Origin of the sequence: Clostridium sp. YIM B02500 (assembly GCF_022324665.1) — a bacterium.
In the GTDB taxonomy this organism is placed as follows: domain Bacteria; phylum Bacillota; class Clostridia; order Clostridiales; family Clostridiaceae; genus Clostridium; species Clostridium beijerinckii.
The window spans coordinates 1-21,739 of sequence record NZ_JAKGTE010000023.1; the positions used below are offsets into that span (position 1 = coordinate 1).

The following is a 21,739-nucleotide window of genomic DNA, read 5'->3' on the forward strand; positions in this document are numbered from 1 at the left end:
TGCCTCTAAATATAAATATTTATTTTAAAAAACCTACTAAAAAAGTGTTGATTTTTCTTAGCAGGTTTTTGCGTATATATTAATTGGAAGGATAAATATGCACCGATAAAAAGAGCAGCTATGCTGCAATGCGGAACCTTTCTGAATATAGTAACCTTTTTTGGATTAATTTATTAAGAAGTAAATATGGGGGAAATGATGAATATGAGAGAAAGAAGATACGCACATTGAAAAGAGCAGCTATGCTGCATATAAGAACATTTTTTTGAATTAATTAGTGGTATATGAGTATGAAAGGGGATTGATGAGCATGAGAGAAAGAAAGTATGTTAAATTTAGAGTTGATATGTATGATGACACAAAATTTAAAATAATAGATAGAATGTCTAATAGAGATCTTATTCACTATGTTTGGAACAGGATGGTTGTTTTAGCTGGAAAGGTAAATCAAGAGGGAGAATTATATATGTCAAGAAATATTCCATACACAGTAGAGAGCTTATCAATAGAATTTAATAGAGAGATAAGTGAAGTAAAAGCTGCGTTAGACGTTCTAATGAATTTAGAAATGATTGAAATCGTAGATAATAATGTATACAAGGTGAAAAATTTTGTAAAGCATCAAAATATCAAAGTCAAGGAAAAATCTGAAATTGTAAAAAAAGAAAATGAGATAGAAATTTTAGAAAAGACTGATATGGATAAAAGTAAGAATATAGAAGTAAGTTCTAAAGGTATGACTAACATACAAGGAAAAGTAGATATTAAAGAAAATAAGAATGATGAAATAGCACTTTTAAAAGTAGATGATCCAAAACTAAATAGTGAAAATGAATTTGATAACAATAGTAATGTGACGGAAGTAAAGAAGGATGAGATTGATCAACATAATAATTTTCCTGTAATTTTTGAAGTTAAAAAAGATGTAGGTAAGAAGAGAAAAGTAAATAAAAAGAAAAATGAGAGTATTATAGAAGTGTATGATGAGGATGATTCTACAGATAATAGACATAGGGATGATGCTATTTGCTGGCTTAGTGACGGTGATATTACTTTAGGAGAAGGAGAAACTATAATAGCTGAGTGGTCTTTTGAGTAATTGTAATATATATGGCAATTCACAATTACGGTTAAAATTCTTGCAATATTTTTAGAAGTATCATGAAGAATTATTATATATATTAAAATTGAGTTTCGATATTTTGCCTTAATTAAGTGCTTAGCCTATTAGAAATTTAAATATGAATTTATTATTAAAACATATATAATAATGCTAATTGTTTGAAAATAGGGAGTTAATATTGTATAATTATTTATAGAAATTAAGATATCTAAAAGGAAAAAGAAAGTTAGTTTCTAAAGATTTTTAAAGTAAATATAAGCAATATAGGAGGCAATAAATATGGAAAAAATAAAAATGTCAACTCCGTTAGTTGAAATGGATGGAGATGAAATGACAAGAATTATTTGGGGCGCAATAAAAGAGGAATTATTAAATCCTTTTATCGAATTAAATACAGAATATTATGATCTTGGATTAGAGTATAGAAATGAAACTGACGATCAAGTTACTGTAGATGCTGCAGAAGCTATCAAAAAGTATAAAGTTGGTGTGAAATGTGCAACTATTACACCAAATGCAGCAAGAGTTAAAGAGTATGATTTAAAAGAAATGTGGAAAAGTCCTAATGGAACTATAAGAGCAATATTAGATGGAACAGTATTTAGGGCACCAATTATAGTAGAACCAGTTAAGCCATATGTTAGAACATGGAAAAAGCCTATTACGATAGCAAGACATGCTTATGGGGATGTATATAGGGATGTTGAAATGAAAATAGAAGGTAAAGGTAAATGTGAACTTGTATTTACCTCTGAGACTGGCGAAGAAAAAAGAGAGTTAGTACATAACTTTGCAGGTGATGGAGTAGTCCTTGGTATGCATAACCTTAATAAGTCTATTGAAAGTTTTGCAAGAGCTTGCTTTAATTTTGCACTAGATACTAAACAAGATCTATGGTTTGCAACTAAAGACACAATTTCAAAGAAATATGATCATACATTTAAGGATATTTTTCAAGATATTTTTGATGATGAATATAAAGCTAAGTTTGATGAGGCAGGAATTGAATATTTCTATACGTTAATTGATGATGTTGTTGCTAGAGTTGTTAAATCAGAAGGTGGAATTATCTGGGCTTGTAAGAACTACGATGGAGACGTAATGAGTGATATGGTTGCTACAGCATTTGGTTCACTTGCAATGATGACATCTGTACTTGTCTCACCAGAAGGAAACTATGAATATGAAGCGGCACATGGAACTGTTCAAAGGCATTATTATAAACACTTACAAGGTGAAGAAACATCAACAAATTCTATTGCAACAATATTCGCATGGTCTGGAGCCTTAAAGAAAAGAGGAGAATTAGATAATAATTCAGCTTTAGTGGATTTTGCAGATAAATTGGAAAAGGCTTCAATTAAAACAATTGAAGATGGAATAATGACTAAAGACCTAGCATTACTTGCTGAGCATGATAACATTCAAACATTAAATACATTTGACTTTATTAAAGCTATAAGAAAGACATTAGAGGAGATACTTTAATCTTATTTTGTGTGATTTAATATTTAAGAATGAATACACGCAATGTTATATCTGTGTTTTAATAATAGATTTATATTTAAAGTCTAGCACAACAAGTGCTAAGTTATGTTGAAAATTTAGAAATTTAACTAATACATATATAAAGTATAAATGAAAATAGGCTGTGCAAGATAGAATGTTTTTCTATTTTGGATAGTCTATTTTTTATATTCATTTTGAATAAAATGAATATAAAAAATATAGGAAACTTAGTTGATGATGTTATGTATATATATATGTTGCAATTTAGAATGTACATTTTACAATTCACAATAATTCTAAAAAAATTTTGCAATATTTTTAGAGTTAGGATGAAGAATTATTTTGGTAATATATATTGAAATACACGGCATATGTTTGAGAATTTTAGTTAATAAAGTTTTTGAATAAGAGTAGAGTCTATATATTTAGCTAATAAAAATATATGTTTCTATAGTAAGAATTCTTATTTTTTATGAAAAAGTCATTTGAATTATTGAAGTTCATAGAATCAAATAAGATATTAACAATTATAAATTTATTAAAATAATTAAGTAAATTTAACAAAAAAAGCAAAAATGCAATAATAAAACGTTACCAATTAATGAAAATATAATTTTTAAAAAAAGTCATTGAAAATCATTTTCAATGGGAGTGAAAAGTGCTATTATTATTTATAGAGAAGTTAATTAAAATCATTATCAATTGATTGTGACTTTAATTGGCGATAAAATATAAGGAATTATACATAAATAATTTATACAAAGATTAGTGAATCTAATTAAGGGGGAAGCATTATGCCATTAATATTAGCTAATAAGGGAAATGAAATGAATATTAAAAAGATTACTGGAAATGATGAAACAAAAAGATTTTTAAACAGTTTAGGGTTTGTTACAGGTGAAACGGTTAAAATTATTTCTGAACTTGGAGGAAATCTAATAATAAATGTTAAGGATAGCAGAGTTGCATTAGATAAAAGAATGGCAAGTAGAATTATAGTTTAGGAGGATTTTTATAATGAACACATTAAAGGAGATTAAATGTGGACAAACTGTTAAGGTTAAAAAGGTTGATGGGTTAGGACCAGTCCGTAGACGTATTATGGATATGGGAATAACAAGAGGGTGTGAAGTGTATGTTCGTAAAGTGGCGCCACTTGGAGATCCAATAGAAGTAACAGTTCGTGGATATGAATTATCACTTCGTAAAGCTGATGCAGAAATGATACTTGTAGAGTAATTCAATACAAAAAAATATATACCATAGTTCAATTTAATAAAGAAAGGTATATATAGTGATGAGGAGGAATAGAAATGTCAATTAAAATAGGGCTTGCAGGTAACCCTAATTGTGGAAAGACAACTATGTTTAATGAACTTACAGGTTCATCACAATATGTTGGTAACTGGCCAGGGGTAACTGTTGAAAAAAAGGGTGGTAAGTTAAAAGGACATAAGGAAGTTGAAATTGTCGATTTACCAGGAGTTTATTCTCTATCACCATATACACTTGAAGAAGTTGTAACACGTAATTTTATGATAAATGATAGACCAGACGCAGTAATTAATATTGTGGATGCATCTAATATAGAAAGAAATTTATATTTAACAACTCAGATTTTGGAATTAGGAATTCCTACAGTTATAGCACTTAACATGATGGATATTGTAGAGAAAAATGGAGATAAAATAGATATTAATAAATTATCAAAAACTCTAGGGTGTCCAGTAGTTGAAACTTCTGCACTTAAAGGGAATGGTGTTAAAGCAGCAGCGGAAAAGGCTATAGAAATAGCTAATTCAAAGAAAAAGCCAAATTTTCAAGTGCCATTTTCAAAAGAAGCTAGAGATGCTTTTAAAGAGATAGAAAAAATTGTCCAAGGTAATATACAAGGTAAAGATACTAATATTAATTGGCTTTCTATAAAATTATTTGAGCGTGATAAAAACATAATAGATAATTTAAAAATTCCAGAAAAAATATTAAGTGATATAGAAGCAGTAATACAGAAATATGAAAATGAACTTGATGACGATAGTGAAAGTATTGTTACTTCAGATAGATATGCATTTATAGGAGATGTAGTTTCAAGTGCGATTAAAAAGAGCAGTAATGGAAGAGAAACAACATCAGACAAAATTGATAAAATTGTTACAAATCGTTTCTTGGCATTGCCAATTTTTGTGGTTATTATGTATGCAGTATATTATATTGCAATAACAATAGGGACAATAGGAACTGATTGGATTAATGATACGTTATTTGGAGAGATAATTCAAGGAAGTGCTTCAGATTGGATGGCAAGTGCAAATGTAGCTGACTGGTTACAAGGATTAGTCATTAATGGAATAATTAGTGGAGTAGGTTCGGTAATTGGATTTGTACCACAGATTATACTTTTATTCTTATTCTTATCTGTACTTGAGGACTGTGGATATATGGCCCGTGTAGCATTTATTATGGATAGAATTTTCCGTAAGTTTGGTCTTTCAGGGAAGTCATTTATACCAATGCTTATTAGCTCTGGTTGTGGTGTACCTGGTATTATGGCAACACGTACAATGGAAAACGAGAGAGATAGAAAAATGACAATTATGTTAACTACATTTATTCCTTGTAGTGCTAAGTTGCCAATTATAGCTTTAATTGCATCAGCATTCTTTAATGATTCAGCGTGGGTAGCTCCATCAGCATATTTCTTGGGAATAATAATGATTGTTGTTTGTGGAATTATATTAAAGAAAACAAAATTATTTTCTGGAGATCCTTCACCATTTGTTATGGAATTACCACAATATCATATACCAAGCGCAAAAAGTGTAGTCATTCATATGTGGGATAGAGTAAAAGCATTTATAGCAAAAGCCGGAACAATAATTTTAGTTTCTTGTGCAGCAGTATGGTTCTTACAATCATTTAATTGGTCATTCGAAATGGTAGACGCAGATAATAGTATATTAGCAAGCCTAGGAAATATTATTGCACCTATATTTGCACCACTTGGCTTTGGAAATTGGCAATCATCAGTTTCAACAGTTACAGGACTTGTTGCAAAGGAAAATCTTGTTGGAACATTTGGTGTCTTATATGGAATAGCAGATGCATCTGAAACTGATCCGACATTAATTAATAATGTTGGTGCAATGTTTACAGCAGCAAGCGGGTTTGCATTTATGGCATTCAATTTACTTTGTGCTCCTTGTTTCGCGGCAATTGGTACAATAAGACGTGAAATGGGAAATTGGAAATGGACATTTATTACTATAGGATTCCAGACAGCAACTGCATATATAGTGGCACTTGTTATTAACCAAGTTGGTAATTATATATTGGGGGTTGGAAGTTTAGTTGGAGCTGTAGTTTCAATTATAATTGCAGTAGCTGTAGTATTTATAGTTATAGCAACAGGAAGAAAAGGATCAAAAGGATCAAAAGAAAAAGTAGTTAATGCTAATTTAAGTTATACAAAATAATGTTTATACAACTAGATTTAAGTATAACGGTTTACTTAGATTAAGATTTGAGGAGTGATAATTATGGTGGCAACAATTATATTAGCTGGTATAATATTTGGATTTATGGCATTTGTAATAGGGAAGCAAATAAAAAAAGCTAAAAATGGAGAAAGTGGTTGCGGATGTGGATGCTCCGGTTGTTCATCAGCTAATGCATGCCACGGAATAAAAATAAAGCAAAAATAGAATGCTAATAATTAAATATGTTGCAATTAGAAACCTATATTTTAGTATTAAATGAGCAATTAGTTTATTAGTATATTAGATGTAAATATTGCGGCATATATGTTAAGTAGTTGTTTAAGGCAACTACTTTTTTTATTCTCCAGATTCTAAAGTCTCCTATGATTTTGTTCTTTTCTTGAAGTTTATATTTGTGGAGAGAAAACTGTGGGTACTGTTTTTTTGTTAATGGAATTTTCTTGAATAAATGTATTGACAAAGTGAATAATATAAACTATAGTATAAATCATATAAATCCTATTGAAATAATAGGGATTAAAACAAATATCAGTATAACCAATAAAATAATACGAATTATTGATGTTGTTATAAATTCTTTAATTGAGATTTAGATAGGCAATTATAACTAAAAGCCTACTAAACATATATGATAAATAATAAATTTGAAAGGGGCAAATGTTATGAAAAAGAGAAGAATATTAAGTGTTACGCTTTCGATAGCTTTAATAATGGGGGCTTTTATAGGTTGTGGAAAGCAAGAAGCTAATAGTGAAAATTCAAACAGTAAAAAACCTGTAGAGCTTTTGAATGTATCATATGATCCAACAAGAGAATTATATACAAAATTTAATGATAGTTTTATAAAATATTGGAAGGATAAAACTGGACAAGATGTAACAATAAATCAATCACATGGAGGCTCTGGTGCACAGGCGCAATCAGTAATTGGTGGATTGGAAGCTGATATTGTAACCTTGGCATTGGGTTATGATATAGATGCTATAAGTCAAGCTGGTCTTGTAAATAATGATTGGCAAAGTAAATTTAAAGAAAATAGTTCACCATATACATCGACTATAGTTTTTCTTGTTAGAAAAGGAAATCCTAAGAATATAAGGGATTGGGATGATTTGACAAAGGATGGAGTTTCAATAGTAACCCCGAATCCAAAAACATCAGGAGGAGCTAGATGGAACTACTTGGCAGCTTGGGCCTATGCATCGAAAAAGTATAATGGTGATGAAAAGGCTATAAAAGATTTTATGTCAAAATTATACTCAAATGTAGTAGTATTGGATTCAGGAGCTAGGGGGGCAACAACAAGTTTTGTTGAGAGAGGATTAGGTGATGTACTTATAGCATGGGAAAATGAGGCCCTTTTATCACTTAATCAACTTGGAAAAGATCAGTATGAAATAGTAGTGCCATCATTAAGTATTTTGGCAGAACCGCCTGTTGCTGTAGTTGATAAAGTTGTTGATAAAAAGGGAACTAGAGAAGTTGCGCAGGGGTATTTAGATTATCTATATACTAAAGAAGGACAAGAAATAGCAGCAGAAAATTACTATAGACCTAGAGATAAGGAAGTTGCTGAAAAGTATAAGAGCACATTTCCAGAAGTTAATTTAGTTACAATAGACAGTGAATTTGGAGGATGGGCGAAAGCTCAGGAAACTCATTTCTCAGATGGAGGAACATTCGATCAAATTTATATTCCTAAAAAATAATGATTCGATGAGCCCAATAAGTTAATATTAAGTTTATAATCATAAATACAAACTTTGGTAATTTCAAAATATAAACAAGATTTTACAAAATAATAATTTCAAAAACTTACTAAATAAAATTTAACATTTTCATTTGGTAAGTTTGGTTTTTGTTAAAAATTAATATTTTTAAGTTAATTTTATTGACAAAAACATAAATTTCCCTTATAGTATATTTCATATAAAGTTTATAAAATTAGTAGGAAATAAAAAAGACATTATACATATTTAGTTAAACGGTGCAATCATCACATCAAGCATTATTTTATATAATACATTGAGATAAAGTTTTAATAATATGTGAATTAATTAGGTTTCTATATGGCAGTCTCAATTGGATCTTAGATTAATAAAACTTTAAGTGTAAATTTATTACTGCAACGTATACTAAAGCTTGTTATTTGCAGGGCGTTATTTAATTAAAACCCTACTAAACATATATGAATATTGATTTTTTACATATGAGCAATAAATATTTATGAAAAAAGATTGGGGAGAATATTGTGAAAAAAACTGGGATTTTATGTTTGATGCTTTCTATTACATTAATTACTGGGACTTTTGTTGGATGTGGAAAGCAAGGAACTAATGGCGATAATAGCAAAAAACCAGTGGAACTCTTGAATGTATCATATGATCCTACAAGAGAATTATACACTAAGTTTAATGAAAGTTTCATAAAGTACTGGAAAGAAAAAACTGGACAAGATGTAACAATAGATCAATCTCATGGAGGATCTGGTTCACAAGCGCAGGCAGTTATGGGAGGATTAGATGCTGATATTGTGACTTTAGCATTAGGATATGATATTGATGCCATAAGCAAAGCTGGTCTTTTGAATAGTGATTGGCAAAGTAGGTTTAAAGAAAATAGTGCACCATATACTTCAACTATTGTTTTTCTTGTTAGAAAAGGAAATCCAAAGAATATAAAAGATTGGGATGACTTAACAAAGGATGGTGTTTCGATTGTAACACCAAATCCAAAAACTTCAGGTGGAGCTAGATGGAATTACTTAGCGGCCTGGGCTTATGCATCAAAAAAATATAATGGTGATGAAAATTCTATAAAAGAGTTTATGTCCAAGTTATATTCGAATGTAGTTGTATTAGATTCAGGATCAAGAGGAGCAACTACTAGTTTTGTTAGAAGAGGATTAGGTGATGTTCTTATAGCTTGGGAGAATGAAGCTATGTTATCACTAGAGCAGCTTGGAAAAGATAATTATGAAATAGTAACTCCATCTTTAAGTATTTTAACAGAGCCATCGGTTGCAGTTGTAGATGAAGTTGCTGATAAAAGAGGTACTAAAGAGGTTGCTGAAGCATACTTGGGCTACTTATATACTAAAGAAGGACAAGAAATAGTAGCTCAAAACTATTACAGGCCAAGAGATAACGAAGTTGCTGAGGAATATAAGGATACATTTCCTAAATTGGATCTTGTAACAATAGATGATTCCTTATTTGGAGGATGGAAAAAAGCTCAAGAGACTCATTTCTCAGATGGAGGAACATTTGACCAAATCTATATTCCTAAAAACTGAGAATATTAGAGTATAAAGTGAAAATCGATTTAGAGGGGGATACCAAAAGGAATTTTAGTTGGACTTATACCATCAAGGAGAATCAAATCTGGGAGATTGCCAGTTTTATATCCAACTTAAATAAGAGGAAGATAAAAGTGGCTAGGTATCAGAGAAATTCTTAAATATAGTAATTATTTTGTTAGAGTGGGGGATGAATATGAGCAAGACAAAAAGAGTTATTCCTGGATTTAGATTGACAATGGGTTTTTCTCTTGTTTACCTAAGCCTTATAGTTTTAATTCCTTTATCAGCTTTAGTCATAAAGTCAGGGGGAATGGGATTAGATAAATTTCTTAGTACAGTATTAAATGCTAGAACATTACACGGATACTTGGTAAGTTTTGGTGCTGCATTTATAGCAGCGATAATAAATAGCATATTCGGAGTTATCTTAGCGTGGGTTTTAGTCAGATACGATTTTCCATTTAAAAGATTTATAGACGGAATAATTGATTTACCATTTGCACTGCCAACAGCTGTTGCAGGTATCTCACTTACTACCTTATATTCTGAGAATGGTTGGATAGGAAAAATACTTTATTCATTTGGAATAAAATCATCATTTTCTATTTTAGGAATTGTTATAGCTTTAACATTTATAGGAATTCCGTTTGTTGTAAGAACAATTCAACCGGTTCTTGAAGATTTAGATGGACAATATGAAGAAGCGGCGGCAATGCTTGGAGCCAGTAGAGTAAGAACTTTTTGCAAAGTAATATTTCCAGAAATATCAGCACCATTATTAACTGGATTTGGTTTAGCCTTTGCAAGAGGTGTTGGTGAGTATGGAAGTGTAGTGTTTATCGCAGGAAATCTTCCAATGAAAACAGAAATTGCACCTCTTTTAATTATGTCAAGATTGGAACAATACGATTATAGTGGTGCTACGGCTATAGCTTTAGTTATGTTAGGTGCTTCATTCTTAATATTATTCGTTATAAATGGAATTCAACTATACAATAGTAAATTAAAGCAGATATGAGGTGAGTAGTAAGTGAAAAAAACATCGATGAATAGAAGTGAAAATAAATTATTGAAATACGGTTTGATAGGTATAAGTATAGTTTTTCTTACATTAATGCTTATTATTCCACTGATATCGATAATTTCTGAAGCTTTGGCTAAAGGATTTAGTGCATATATTAAAGCAATTTCAGATGGATATACTCTTAAAGCTATGAACCTCACATTAATAGCTACGTTAATAGCAACAATCATGAATACTATATTTGGTATATGTGTTGCATGGACTATAACAAAATTTAAATTTAGAGGGAAGAACTTGCTAGGAACCTTAATTGATTTACCATTTGCAATATCACCTGTTATTGCAGGATTAATATTCGTATTAACATTTGGAAAAGGGAGCTTTTTAGAAAATATTTTAGTTCCAAATAATATAAAAATAGTATTTGCTGTACCAGGGATAATATTAGCAACTATATTTGTAACCTTTCCGTTTGTAGCGAGAGAGATAATACCTTTAATGAATGCTCAGGGAACTGATGAAGAAGAAGCAGCAGCGATGATGGGAGCTAATGGATTTAATATATTTAGAAAAATAACTCTTCCTAATATTAAATGGGGACTTATATATGGAGTAATACTTTGTGCAGCAAGAGCAATGGGAGAGTTTGGGGCAGTATCAGTGGTATCTGGTCATATTAGAGGAAAGACAAATACTCTTCCATTACACATTGAAATCTTATATAACGAATATCAATTTTCAGCAGCTTTTGCAGTTGCTTCAATATTGGTAATCATTGCAGTTATTGTTTTAATATTGCGTAATATTGTGGAATGGAAAACTAAGAAGGGGGTGTAGTATCTATGTATGTGGAACTAAAGAATATTAATAAAAGATTCGGAGATTATAAGGCGTCTGACAATGTTAGTTTTAGGATAGAGCAGGGAAAATTAATTGGTCTTTTAGGCCCAAGTGGAAGTGGTAAGACTACTATACTTAGGATGATAGCAGGTCTTGAAACTCCAGATGAAGGAGATATCATTATTAATGGAGTTAAAGTCAATGATATAGAACCGGGAAAAAGAGGAATTGGCTTTGTATTTCAAAGTTATGCTCTATTTCGTCATATGACAGTTTATGATAATGTAGCGTTTGGTCTTGTGGTACAAAAAGCTAAAAAAGATTATATACATGAGAGAGTTATGGAACTTATAGAGCTTATTGGTCTTAAAGGTCTTGAAAAAAGGTATCCAGGCCAATTGTCTGGTGGACAAAGACAACGTGTAGCTTTTGCTAGAGCACTTGCTCCTAATCCACAGTTGTTACTACTAGATGAGCCTTTTGCAGCAATTGATGCGAAGGTAAGAAAAGAACTTAGAAGATGGCTTAGAGAAACAATATCGAAATTGGGAATAACAAGCATTTTTGTAACCCATGATCAAGATGAAGCTGTAGAAGTGGCAGATGAAATAATAATAACAAATAGAGGGAAAATTGAGCAGAAAGGTAGCCCAGTTGAGATATATAAGAATCCAAAGACTCATTTCGTAGCGCAATTTATTGGTGAATCCAATCTAATAGATGATTATACTAAGCTAAAAGGATTTGAAGTTGTGAACCCTAAAGAAACAAAAGCAATAGTACGTCCTGAGTTTATACAAATTGCTAAAAATGATAAGGAGATTTTGACTCCTCTTGCAGCAGAAAAGGGAATTGTAAAAGGTATTGCATTTAGAGGAAATAATCTTGAAATAGACGTACAGGTAGGGAACCAAATATTTTATGGATATCGTAGTTTGGAAGATGAAGAATTAAAAATTGGTGAAGAAGTTTTCGTTTTAATCCATAGAGTTTATGCATTTGATGAAAAAAGTGCAAATGTTGTGGAAAATAAGATTAAAACAGAAGAAATGTCTGTATTTATTTAACACGGCACAATCAAAAAATATTGACCTTAAAAAAAGGAGATATGCTATGAGTAAGAACGTTCAAGTAAAACAATTAGAAACTGATATATTAATTATTGGAGGAGGTACTGCTGGGTGCTATGCGGCCTTAACCATACGTGAAAATTCTAATGCATCCGTACTTATACTTGAAAAAGCTAATATTAAGAGAAGTGGGTGCTTAGCAGCCGGAGTAAATGCAATCAATGCATATATAGTTAAAGGAAGAAAGCCTGAAGACTATGTGGATTACGCTAAAAAAGATGCAGATAATATTGTGCGTGAAGATCTACTTCTTACAATGTCACAAGGTTTAAATAAGGTAACAAAAAAGTTAGAGGATTTAGGGCTTGTTATCTTAAAAGATGAAAATGGCGAATATGTGGCTAGAGGAAATAGAAATATAAAAATTAATGGTGAAAATATTAAACCTATTTTAGCAGATGCAGTGCAGGAACTAAACGATGTTACTGTTATGAATCAAGTTAATGTTATTGATTATATTGTAAAAGATAATCAGATACTTGGCGCTTTTGCAGTTGGTGTAGAAGAAGAAATTCTATATGAAATTAAAGCAAAAAAGGTAATATGCGCAACTGGTGGAGCAGCAGGTCTTTATAAACCTAACAATCCAGGTTTTTCAAGACATAAAATGTGGTATCCTCCGTTCAACACTGGTGCAGGGTATGCTATGGGAATAAAAGCAGGGGCTGAAATGACTACTTTTGAAATGAGATTTATTGCTTTGAGATGTAAAGACACGATTGCACCAACGGGTACAATTGCTCAAGGTGTAGGCGCAAAGCAGGTAAATTCAAAAGGAGAAGTTTATGAAACAAAATATGGTCTAACTACATCAGAAAGAGTTTATGGAACAGTAAAGGAAAATCAAGAAGGAAGAGGGCCTTGTTATTTAAGAACAGAAGGTATTACTTCCGCTCAAGATGAGGAATTAAAAAAAGCATATTTAAACATGGCTCCTAGTCAAACTTTAAAATGGATAGAATCAGGAAAAAATCCAAGTGAGCAAAATGTAGAAATTGAAGGAACAGAACCATACATAGTAGGTGGACATACTGCTAGTGGATATTGGGTTGACACTAAAAGAGAAACAACAATAAAAGGTCTTTATGCAGCAGGTGATGTAGCTGGTGGATGTCCACAAAAGTATGTTACAGGAGCATTAGTAGAAGGCGAAATTGCAGCAAAGGCAGCAGTTGAAGCAATAAATAATAGTGATAAAAATGTTATTACTTTATCAACAGTTGAAGAAGATTTACTTATAAAGAAAAAGAAATTAGAAGTTGAAAAAGTATTAAACTCTGAAAATCAGATATTTAATTTTGAACAACTTGAAGAAGCAATGCAGAAGGTAATGGATACTTATGCAGGTGGAATTGGAAGTAGTTATCAATTTAATGAAAAGCAGCTTGAACTTGCAATGGAGAAAATCGATCAAATTGAAAAATTAAGTGAAAATCTTTATGCAGAAGATATGCATGAATTGATGTTTGTATATGAATTAAAAGAGAGACTTACTCTTTGTAAATCTGTAATTGCCCATTTAAAAGCGAGAAAAGAAACTAGATGGCATAGCTTTGCAGAAAATCTTGATTATCCAGAGAAAAGCGATGAATGGTTAAAATATGTTAATTCGAAGCTTGTAGATGGCAAACTTACAATGTTATATAGAGATTTAGTGGGAAGAGGTGAAACATATGAGCATAGCAATTAATAAAAATAAATGCATAGGATGCAAAAGATGTTTAGCTGTGTGTCCAGGAAGTCTTATAAAATCAACTGAAGATGGCAAGAAAGTATATATAAAATATCCTAAAGATTGTTGGGGATGCTCTTCTTGCATAAAAGAATGCCCTACAGGTTCCATTTCATTATATCTAGGAGCAGATATGGGTGGAAGAGGAAGCAAACTTACAGTTAAATTTAAAGATGATATTGCAGATTGGAAGATTGAAGAAACTGATGGAACAGAGCATTCAATTAAAATAAACCGTAAGGATTCAAATCAATATTAGAATCAATTCACGATTCACAATTAAAGAATATTTAAAGAAATTACGAAGTAATTTCATCTAAAATTGTGAACTGTGAATTGTGAGATAAGACATAGATTTTAAATTTTAATTAGCAAATAGGGGGACTAATATATGAGCGAATTATCACATCTTGATAAATTAGAAGCAGAAGCAATTTATATTATTAGAGAAGTAGCAGCAGAATGTGAAAAGCCAGTAATGTTATATTCCATTGGTAAAGACAGTTCTGTTATGTTACATCTTGCAATGAAAGCATTTTATCCTGAAAAGCCACCATTTCCTTTCATGCATATAGATACAACATGGAAGTTTAAAGAAATGATAGAATTTCGTGATAAGACAGCAGAAAAATTAGGAATTGAGATGATTGTCCATTCAAATGAAGAAGGTATAAAGCAAGGGATTAATCCTTTTGATCACGGATCAGCATATACTGATATCATGAAGACACAAGCTTTAAAACAAGGATTAAGTAAATATGGATTTACAGCAGCATTCGGCGGAGGACGTCGTGATGAAGAAAAATCTCGTGCAAAGGAAAGAATTTTTTCTTTTAGAAATGAAGCACAAGCATGGGATCCTAAAAATCAAAGGCCAGAAATGTGGAAGCTTTATAATACTAAAATAAATAAAGGTGAAAGTATGAGAGTTTTTCCAATTTCAAATTGGACTGAAAATGATATATGGCAATATATAAAGCGTGAAAATATTGATATAGTTCCTTTATATTTTGCAAAAGAAAGACCATGCATTGAACGTGATGGCAATATAATTATGGTAGATGACGATAGATTAAAACTATTACCAGGTGAGAAAGTTGAACATAAGAAAATAAGATTCAGAACACTTGGATGTTATCCATTAACAGGTGGTTTTGAATCAGATGCAGTTACTTTGGATGCTATTATTGAGGAAACCCTTAGTGCCGTATCATCTGAAAGAACAACTAGAGTTATTGATAGTGAAGCAGCAGGTAGTATGGAAAGAAGAAAGAGAGAGGGGTATTTCTAAGATGAAGAGCTTATTAAAGTTTATAACATGTGGTAGTGTAGATGACGGAAAATCTACTCTTATTGGGCATATTTTATATGATTCAAAGCTTTTATATGCGGACCAAGAAAAAGCTTTAGAATTAGATAGCAAAGTTGGAAGCAGAGGAGGAGCAATAGACTATTCTCTACTATTAGATGGTTTAATGGCAGAACGTGAGCAAGGAATTACAATAGACGTTGCATATCGTTATTTCACAACTGATAATAGAAGTTTTATAGTAGCAGATACTCCAGGACATGAAGAATATACTAGAAACATGGCAGTAGGTGCATCCTTTGCAGAGCTTGCTATTATATTAATAGATGCAAAGCAAGGTGTGTTAGTACAAACAAGAAGACATGCAAGAATTTGTTCTTTGATGGGTGTAAAACATTTTGTATTTGCAGTTAATAAGATTGATTTAGTAGGTTACAGTGAAGAAAGATTTTTAGAAATTGAAGAGCAAATTAAAGAATTAGTAAATGAACTTTCATTAGAAAATGTTCATTTAATTCCTGTATCAGCTACGGAAGGGGATAACGTTACTAAGAAGTCAGAAAATACTCCATGGTATCAAGGGGAAGCGCTTTTACCATATCTAGAAAATGTAGAGATTGATAGTAAGTCAGAAGAAGGCTTCTATATGCCAGTTCAAAGAGTATGTAGACCGAATCATACGTTTAGAGGATTCCAAGGAGAAATTGAAGCTGGAAGTATTTCTGTAGGAGATGAAATTACAACACTTCCTAGCAATGAAAAAGCATTAGTAAAAAGTATTCATATTACCGATAAGGAATCGCAAAGCGCTGGAAAAGGTCAATCTGTTACAATACAGCTTAATAAAGAAGTTGATGTATCAAGAGGCTGTGTACTTACAAAAGAAACTGATATTACTACAAGTAAGTTAATTAGTGCAAAGATTCTTTGGATGGATGATTCGGAATTAACGGCTGGTAAAGAGTATTTTGTAAAAGTAGGTACTAAGATGCTGACTGGTGTTGTTACAGATGTAAAATATAAAATTGATGTCAACACAGGAGAGCATTTACCAACTGGTTATTTAACAAAAAATGAAATAGCGGCATGTGATATTCTATTATCTGAAAAGATAGTTGTTGATAAGTTTGATGCACATAAAACATTAGGAGAACTTATTTTAATAGATCGTGTTACTAATATGACATCAGCTTGTGGTGTTATAGAAGATGTTCATAATAATGATACTAAAAATGCAAAATTTGCTTTTGAGTATAATGAATTAAAAGCAAGAGGAGATATTTTTGAAGAATTCTATTATGATACAGAAACTTTATCTATATTCAAATATAAACCAGAAGAAAAGACTTATACTGTAGGCGATGAGCTTCCAATAGAAGGTGATAGCTACAAATATCCAGATAACTTTGATTTACTAGTTCTTCGTGACTCAATAGTAATTGAAATACGTGATAAGAAAATTACAGATATTAAATCTATTGGCGATTATAAATATCAAGAAGTTCCAGTTATTAATGGCAGAGGATTTGAAGTTAAGGTAAATTCTAATGAAGAAGTTGTAAAATTCTTAAATGAATATAAAGAAGCTAACGAGAAAACTCTAGGAGATTTCTTGAATAGATGGGTTAGATTTGAAACTTATAGAAGAGTAGTTTTTCATAGTACTAAATAGAAAATGTATAAAGGTGTTGTCTTAAATACAGAATATAAAAAATAAATCAAAGAAGCCTTAAAAATGATTGGTAAATTATTTTTGAGGCTTCTTTTACTAACGTTTATTATTAATAAATGCAATTACTAGATTTTAAATTCGAAGTTATATAATGTATTATTATGTTATAATATTAGGAAAAATATACTATATTTATATTTGTTTTATTGAAAAAGGAATTATTTGATGATAAAGTTTAATGTAGGTAGATAGGGGTGATTAATTTTATGAAACATAAAATATTATTGTTTAATTGTAAACCTGGCATGATTTTGGCTGAGGACATAATATGTAATGGTTTAAAATTAGCGTCTAAGAATACAATACTCAATTCATATATAATAGATAAATTGATTAGTCTTGGAGAATATAGTGCTCATATCTATGTTTCGGGAGAAAACAATAGCTTGGGCAAAAGTAATATGGATAAAATTAAAGAATTTGAAGAGGATTATGATGTAAGTATATTCAATATTAAAGAATTAATAAGAGGATTGATTACAACAAATAAAATGAATTCTGAGAGTATTTCTAAAATATCTAAATCGATAATAAAGTATTTAGATGAGCCTAACATCATAATTAAGTGTTTAGTTGCGTTAAATAAAGCAGATGAGTATACTTATACGCATTGTATAAATGTAGCAATATATTCAATGCTTATAGCAAAATGGATGAATTTATCTTCAGGCACAGTTAAAGAAATTATTGAATCAGGACTTCTTCATGATATCGGCAAGATTAAAATAGACAATGAAATATTGAACAAGCCAGGTCAGCTAACAAGAGAAGAATTTGATGAAATTAAGAAACATACTATTTTAGGATATGATATAATAAATGATTATGATTATTTTAGTAGAAGTATAAAAGATGCAATACTTATGCACCATGAAAGAATTGATGGATCTGGATATCCGTTTGGAAAGTTAGGAATAGATATTACATTAAATGCAAAAATTGTTGCAGCAGCAGATACATTTGATGCAATGATATCAAATAGAGTATACAAGAAAGGCGTAACTCCACTTAAAATATTTCAAATGTTTTTGACTGAAGGAGTAAAATTGTATGATACTTCAGTTATTTTTACACTCTTAGAAAATATAAGCCCATATTATATAGGAATGAAGGCAAGGCTTGAGGATGGTAGGATAGGTGAAATTATGTATATACCTCCAAATGATATACTAAGTCCTATTGTAAAAATTAATAATGAGCTTATTGATTTTTCAAGAAGAACAGACTTAGATATAAGTGATATATTTGTATAGTGGTTAGCAATATAGAAATGCGTAAATTTAAAACTTAAAAAAATACTGTGTGTATATGTCGAATCGTAATTCCATTTTTGGAAATAATATAGATAAATAAAATTAGAATCTTAATACATATAAAAAGAAACTTTTATTAATGTAAAAAAAGTAAATGGAATATCAGTTGAAAATTAGACGAAGTATTTTTCTCCAAACATAGGCTCAAAGTAGATTTTAAGCTACTTTGAGTCTGTTTTTTTGTAGAAATTTATAGAAAGTGTAAATGGGATTTTAGAATGAAAAGATTATTTAATTATATAATTAGATAAAAATTATTAGATGATAATACCAATTAGTACAATATATTATTACTTTAAACAATATAATATCATTATTGACAAATAAGACCAGAAATTATACTATAAAATTAGTGGGAATCAATATTTTTTTATAGTGCAGATAATAAAATGTTAGTTTTTCGAAAATTATATAAAATTAAATTATAAAAATAAAAAAATATATGAAGAAATTTGTGCTTGGAGGAGTGGATGTGAAAAAGGTTCTTGTAATCTAGAATTAATGGAGCTAGAGGATTCACTATAAAACCATATAAACAAGGTTATTTAGCTGATACTTTAAAAAAATTATAGTGAATTTTACTAGAATATTTGTGGAGGAAGACTATATGAATGAATTATTGGATATTCAACACATTGCTTTTGAATTAGCAAGCGAGAAGTATGCTCTTAAGATTAGTGATGTTTATGAAATTATTAGAATGCAGCAAATATCTCCAACACATAATAGTAAATTCTTTTTGGAAGGCGTTATTAATTTAAGGGGAAAGGTAATTCCGGTAGTTAATTTACATAAAAGGTTTAAACTAATAGAATGCGCTAGAACTAAAGAAACTAGAATAATAGTGGTAAAAAGTAGGGAAGAGATGATTGGGATAATTGTGGACAAGGTTGATTCAGTCATACAATTCGATGATATCCAACCAACGCCAAAAGTTGTTGCAGGTATTGATGGAGAGTACTTTGAAGGAATAGGAATTACAGAAAATGGAGTGATAAGCTTATTGAAGATAGATATAGTTCTTCATGATTAGGGGGATGTGAAATGTCTAATATATATGAAATGCCTGAAATGGTAAGTGCATTTTTGGATGAAGTGGAAGAGCAGATACAACTTTTAGAACAAGGAATTTTAGAATTAGAAAAGAAAGATGAAGTCAGCAAAGTTATACAAGATATTTTTAGGGTAGCACATACATTGAAGGGATCCTCTTCAGCTATGGGGTATGAAAAGATGAAATCGCTTACTCATGAGATGGAAAATGTACTTGATAAAATTAGGAATAATTTTATGGAAGTAACGGGGCCAATAATTAACGTTTTGTTTGAATGTACTGACTGCTTAACTTTATTAAAAAGAGATTTTATAGAGTATAAGAATGATACAGAAGTAGACATTGATGATATCATAGGAAAACTTAGGCGTATACAAAGTATTGATGTGGACAAAACTGAAGGCAATCAATTTATGGGAGTAAAAAGAGAAATTAGTCATGAATATGACAATGAGATGATAGTATTTGAGCTAGATGATGAGAAAAGGCATACAATAGAAAATGAAAGGCTAAATGGGCGCTCTTGTGTTGTTTGTGAGATTAAGATCTCAGAGGATAGTCTTATGAAAGCAACGAGAGCTTTTCTTATACTTAATTCGTTAAATGATATTGGAGAGGTTGTAGGATCTAGTCCTAATGTATTAGAACTATTGGATGAAGATGAAAATATTAATACTATAAATTATTTATTAATTTCAAAATTGGGGACAGAGGAAATTGAATCAAGAATTAAGCATAAATTAATGGATATTGATGATGTTAATGTGTTTGATTATGAATTTACAAAATTAGATAAAGAAAAGATAGATACTAAAGATATAGAAAATATAGCTAAGATAGAAGGAGAAATAGTAACGGATAAAATTGATGAGATAAACGGTGAAAAGAAAGTTCTACAAGAGATTAAAAATGAAAAAAAATTATCACAAACTATTAGAGTCGATATAGAACGTCTTGAACATATGATGAATTTGGTTGGAGAGATGGTTATTGAACAGACTAGAATTGCTCAAGTAAGCAATACTTTACATAACAAATATATAGCTGATGATTCAGTTGAAGATTTAATTGGAATATCAAGTCGTGTATCAAGAGTAGTTAGTGAACTTCAAGAAAGCATAATGAAAGCTCGTATGGTACCAGTGCAACAGCTATTTAGTAGATTCCCGAGGTTGGTAAGAGATCTTGCTAATTCATTAGAGAAAGAGGTGGAGTTGGTTCTTGAGGGTGGAGAGACAGAAATGGACAGAACTATAATTGAAGATATTACTGATCCTTTGATTCATCTTGTAAGAAATTCCCTAGATCATGGAATAGAAAAACCTAGTACTCGTATAGGCAAAGATAAGCCTTCAAAAGGAACTTTGAAAATAAAGGCATTTCACCAAGAAAACCATGTAATTGTGACAATTGAAGATGATGGTGCTGGTTTAAATTTAGAAAAGATAAAGCAATCAGCAATTAAGAAAGAAGTAATTTCAGCTCAAGAAGCAGAAATATTATCAGACCAAGAGATAATAAATCTTATTTTTCAAACAGGGCTATCAACAGCTAATAATGTAAGTGACGTTTCAGGTAGAGGCGTAGGAATGGACATTGTTAGAAATCATATAGATAAACTAAATGGGATTATTGATGTAGAAACAAAAGAGGGAGAAGGAAGTAAATTTACGATTAAACTACCACTAACGCTTGCAATACTTGCAGGGTTATTAGTTAAAATTCATAATGAAATTTATGCTCTTCCAATGAGTAACATAATTGAGATAGTAAGAAAACCAAAGAGTGAAATTGAATATATTAAAAATCAATCTGTTGTTGTGATTAGAGACAAAGTCCACCCCCTAGTGTGGTTGCATGATTATTTTAAGTTACCTAGAGAAAACAAAAAGAGAAATGTATTTATTGTGGTTTTAGGTATTGCAGAAAAAAGGTTCGGTATTGTAGTTGATGAATTAGTTGGAAATCAAGAAATAGTAGTTAAACCTTTAGGTTCTTACATAGGAAAAATTGAGGGGATATCGGGTGCAACAATACTTGGTGATGGAAGTGTTGCTCATATATTCGACGTAGTAGGAATATCAAAAATGATTAGTAACAAAAATATAAAAGATAGTGATAATTTTAGTAACAATGAGATTCAATAAGCAAAAGATCAGAAAGTGTGGAGGCGTA

Annotated in this window: 18 protein-coding genes; all 18 read left to right on the plus strand. The window is 30.6% G+C overall.

Features of this window, described 5'->3' with window-relative positions:
* Positions 1 to 310: 310 nt before the first annotated feature.
* The 18 genes from L1S46_RS17595 (at position 311) to L1S46_RS17680 (ending at position 21,711) form a co-directional block, all read left to right on the plus strand.
* The gene (locus L1S46_RS17595; protein WP_238900574.1) at positions 311 to 1,099 is read left to right on the plus strand and encodes a phage replisome organizer N-terminal domain-containing protein; all 789 of its coding nucleotides are present in this window, start codon (positions 311 to 313) and stop codon (positions 1,097 to 1,099) included.
* A gap of 303 nt (positions 1,100 to 1,402) precedes the next feature.
* On the plus strand, positions 1,403 to 2,611 hold the full coding sequence (locus L1S46_RS17600; protein ID WP_238900575.1) for an NADP-dependent isocitrate dehydrogenase: 1,209 nt from the start codon (positions 1,403 to 1,405) through the stop codon (positions 2,609 to 2,611).
* A gap of 815 nt (positions 2,612 to 3,426) precedes the next feature.
* Complete coding sequence (locus L1S46_RS17605) at positions 3,427 to 3,636, plus strand: FeoA family protein (RefSeq protein ID WP_012060355.1); 210 nt, start codon at positions 3,427 to 3,429, stop codon at positions 3,634 to 3,636.
* Between the two features lie 13 nt (positions 3,637 to 3,649).
* Positions 3,650 to 3,871 carry a ferrous iron transport protein A gene (locus L1S46_RS17610; RefSeq protein WP_012060354.1) on the plus strand — a complete coding sequence of 74 codons (222 nt, stop codon included), beginning with the start codon at positions 3,650 to 3,652 and terminating at the stop codon, positions 3,869 to 3,871.
* Positions 3,872 to 3,945: 74 nt separating this feature from the next.
* A complete protein-coding gene (gene feoB / locus L1S46_RS17615; RefSeq protein ID WP_238900576.1) occupies positions 3,946 to 6,105 on the plus strand; it encodes a ferrous iron transport protein B in 2,160 nt (719 codons plus the stop codon).
* A gap of 63 nt (positions 6,106 to 6,168) precedes the next feature.
* On the plus strand, positions 6,169 to 6,333 hold the full coding sequence (locus tag L1S46_RS17620; RefSeq protein ID WP_012060352.1) for a FeoB-associated Cys-rich membrane protein: 165 nt from the start codon (positions 6,169 to 6,171) through the stop codon (positions 6,331 to 6,333).
* A 458-nt stretch (positions 6,334 to 6,791) separates the two neighbouring features.
* Positions 6,792 to 7,838: a sulfate ABC transporter substrate-binding protein gene (locus L1S46_RS17625; protein ID WP_275299021.1), complete on the plus strand. Its 1,047-nt coding sequence runs from the start codon at positions 6,792 to 6,794 to the stop codon at positions 7,836 to 7,838.
* A gap of 542 nt (positions 7,839 to 8,380) precedes the next feature.
* The gene (locus L1S46_RS17630) at positions 8,381 to 9,424 is read left to right on the plus strand and encodes a sulfate ABC transporter substrate-binding protein (protein WP_343217274.1); all 1,044 of its coding nucleotides are present in this window, start codon (positions 8,381 to 8,383) and stop codon (positions 9,422 to 9,424) included.
* A gap of 199 nt (positions 9,425 to 9,623) precedes the next feature.
* Positions 9,624 to 10,448: a sulfate ABC transporter permease subunit CysT gene (gene cysT, locus L1S46_RS17635; protein WP_238900577.1), complete on the plus strand. Its 825-nt coding sequence runs from the start codon at positions 9,624 to 9,626 to the stop codon at positions 10,446 to 10,448.
* Positions 10,449 to 10,475: 27 nt separating this feature from the next.
* Positions 10,476 to 11,291: a sulfate ABC transporter permease subunit CysW gene (cysW, locus tag L1S46_RS17640; protein ID WP_238900615.1), complete on the plus strand. Its 816-nt coding sequence runs from the start codon at positions 10,476 to 10,478 to the stop codon at positions 11,289 to 11,291.
* 5 nt (positions 11,292 to 11,296) lie between these two features.
* Positions 11,297 to 12,361, plus strand: coding sequence for an ABC transporter ATP-binding protein (locus L1S46_RS17645; RefSeq protein ID WP_012060347.1), 1,065 nt, complete (start codon positions 11,297 to 11,299; stop codon positions 12,359 to 12,361).
* Positions 12,362 to 12,407: 46 nt separating this feature from the next.
* Positions 12,408 to 14,114 carry an adenylyl-sulfate reductase subunit alpha gene (locus tag L1S46_RS17650; protein WP_238900578.1) on the plus strand — a complete coding sequence of 569 codons (1,707 nt, stop codon included), beginning with the start codon at positions 12,408 to 12,410 and terminating at the stop codon, positions 14,112 to 14,114.
* Positions 14,098 to 14,415, plus strand: coding sequence for a ferredoxin family protein (locus L1S46_RS17655; protein WP_065418791.1), 318 nt, complete (start codon positions 14,098 to 14,100; stop codon positions 14,413 to 14,415). The genes L1S46_RS17650 and L1S46_RS17655 overlap by 17 nt, the downstream gene beginning before the upstream one ends.
* A gap of 132 nt (positions 14,416 to 14,547) precedes the next feature.
* Positions 14,548 to 15,447: a sulfate adenylyltransferase subunit CysD gene (gene cysD, locus L1S46_RS17660; RefSeq protein ID WP_023973163.1), complete on the plus strand. Its 900-nt coding sequence runs from the start codon at positions 14,548 to 14,550 to the stop codon at positions 15,445 to 15,447.
* Position 15,448: 1 nt separating this feature from the next.
* A complete protein-coding gene (locus L1S46_RS17665) occupies positions 15,449 to 17,137 on the plus strand; it encodes a GTP-binding protein (protein WP_238900579.1) in 1,689 nt (562 codons plus the stop codon).
* A gap of 266 nt (positions 17,138 to 17,403) precedes the next feature.
* Complete coding sequence (locus L1S46_RS17670; RefSeq protein WP_238900580.1) at positions 17,404 to 18,450, plus strand: HD-GYP domain-containing protein; 1,047 nt, start codon at positions 17,404 to 17,406, stop codon at positions 18,448 to 18,450.
* Between the two features lie 667 nt (positions 18,451 to 19,117).
* On the plus strand, positions 19,118 to 19,543 hold the full coding sequence (locus L1S46_RS17675; protein WP_238900581.1) for a chemotaxis protein CheW: 426 nt from the start codon (positions 19,118 to 19,120) through the stop codon (positions 19,541 to 19,543).
* A gap of 11 nt (positions 19,544 to 19,554) precedes the next feature.
* Complete coding sequence (locus L1S46_RS17680) at positions 19,555 to 21,711, plus strand: chemotaxis protein CheA (RefSeq protein WP_238900582.1); 2,157 nt, start codon at positions 19,555 to 19,557, stop codon at positions 21,709 to 21,711.
* Positions 21,712 to 21,739: the final 28 nt, after the last annotated feature.